This is a genomic window from Streptomyces sp. NPDC031274, from assembly GCF_055570235.1.
Map to the genome: position 1 here is coordinate 1 of NZ_JBVIHP010000162.1, position 1,725 is coordinate 1,725.

At 66.1% G+C, this 1,725-nt stretch carries 2 protein-coding genes and 1 pseudogene; all 3 read right to left on the bottom strand.

Translation table 11 applies throughout. From position 1 onward, the window contains the following. Positions 1–598, bottom strand: a 598-nt coding sequence (locus tag ACZ5CR_RS44570) for a DUF6531 domain-containing protein (RefSeq protein WP_468869224.1), incomplete at its 3' end; no start/stop codon positions are given. After that, positions 595–1,371 (bottom strand): putative T7SS-secreted protein, encoded by a 777-nt coding sequence (locus ACZ5CR_RS44575; protein WP_468869229.1) that lies wholly within the window; start codon positions 1,369–1,371, stop codon positions 595–597. The genes ACZ5CR_RS44570 and ACZ5CR_RS44575, both read right to left, overlap by 4 nt. A gap of 31 nt (positions 1,372–1,402) precedes the next feature. Continuing rightward, positions 1,403–1,725: pseudogene (locus ACZ5CR_RS44580) on the bottom strand (hypothetical protein); the annotation flags it as partial.

Below are 1,725 nucleotides of genomic sequence, written 5' to 3' on the forward strand. Positions count from 1 at the left end.
TGCCATCGGCGTCGTAGTCGAAGTCGATCGTGATGTGGTTGCGGTCGATAACGCGTTCCAGCAGTGACAGACCCCCGCTGGGAGCGGTGAAATGAAGGCTGTGCCCGGCTACCGGGTCAGTGATGCGGTAGCCGCCCTTGTCCAGTCGAACCAGTGGCCAGCGAGGACCGGCTTCGGGCAGTACGGGTATCTCCGGCCCCTCCGGGTGCGGATAGGTCAGCAACATGCCGTCCTCGGTGACGAACACGAGTCCATGCTCGTCGATCTCCAGGCGTTGATCGACAGTGGAAGACCAAGCAGGGCCGAACCACCCGCCGCAGCGGTAATCGGAAGCGACGCGGCGGGTGAAGATGAGAGGGAGGGTGCCAGGCAGTGTGAGGTCTGTGTCCTCCAGGTACATCTGGCCAGTGGCCACGTCGACCGGGTCACCGCACCCCTTGACCAGACTCTTCAGGCGGTTGTACGCGCCCTTGGCGCCGTCGGCGATGGCGCCGCGGGCCGACTTCAGGCCGCGGAGTCCCTTGCCCATCGCCTTCATTCCACCCTTGAGTCCCTTGAGTCCCTTGGCGAGGCCGCGGAGGCTGGTGAGGCCCTTCATGCCGGGGATGCAGTCCAGGGCGGCGACGATGGTGTCCCAGTTGTCGGTGACCCAGTCGGTGACCCAGTCGCCGACCTCCTCCTCCACTTACGGTTCTGGATACCCGCGTCCGAGGCGTCTTCGAGCTTCTTCTTCGCCGTGCCCGCCGCGTCCTCGCGCATCTTGCGGGCGTCCTCGGCCATCTTCTTCGCGGCGTCGAGGTTGCTCTTCGCCGCGGAGACGTCCGACTTGGCGGCGGTCTGGGCTTTCTCGGCGGAGTTGGCGTTGCGGGTGGCGGCCTTGACCTTGTCCGGGTCCGGCTTGGGGACGTCCTTGGACTTGGAACCGCCGTCGTCGTCCTTGTACTTGTCGGCTTCCTTGCCCGCCTTGTCCATCCAGGAGTCGGCGGAGGTGAGGCGGGTCTGGGCGGAGCTCAAGTCGCCTTGTGCTTCACGGCCCTTGACCAGGGCCTTGTCGGCGAGGGCCTGGGCGCGCTCCAGCTCCGGCCAGTAGGTGGAGAGCGCGTCGCCGGCCATCTCGTAGCTCTTCTTGAGCTTCTTCAGCTTGCCCGGGGCGTCCTCGAACTCCGCCGTGAACGACTCGGCGGTCTTCCCCGCCCAGGTGAGGATCGCGTCCTCGCCCGCCATCCCCTTGATGTCCCGCAGGACCTTGGAGACGTCGTCGGCGAAGTCGTGCAGGTTCTTGGCCAGGTTCCGCACCCGGTCCGGATCACCGGGCGTCGGGTCCTTGTCCAAGTCCAGGACATGCCAATCCGCCGGACGATTCCCCGCCATCCCGCAACCCCCGTTGTGCTCGTACCGTCGTCTATCGGTTGATGGCCTGAATCTCCTCGACCACCACGTCCTGATCCGCGCCGAACTCGCCGTCAGGCAGGTCCTGTGGGTCGTTCGTCCCCGTGCCGGTCCAGCTGATCTTCCACGTGACCGTCGCCTTGAGCGGGTACGAGCCGTCGCCGGAGGAGCGGAGGTACTTCACGCCGCAGGGTGGGTCCTGCTTGGACTTGCCCTTGGCGTACGGTTCGCCGATCTTGCCGTTCTTGATCGGGCATGCCCCGGAGGCGGGGTACGTCACGGCGTCCTTCGTGCCCGGATCGATCTTGAGGGAGACCGGCTCCGCGATCGTCGTCG

Coding starts and splice junctions, on each gene's coding strand:
- ACZ5CR_RS44575 (WP_468869229.1), bottom strand. CDS start 1,371: ATGGCGGGGAATCGTCCGGCGGATTGGCATGTCCTGGACTTGGACAAG.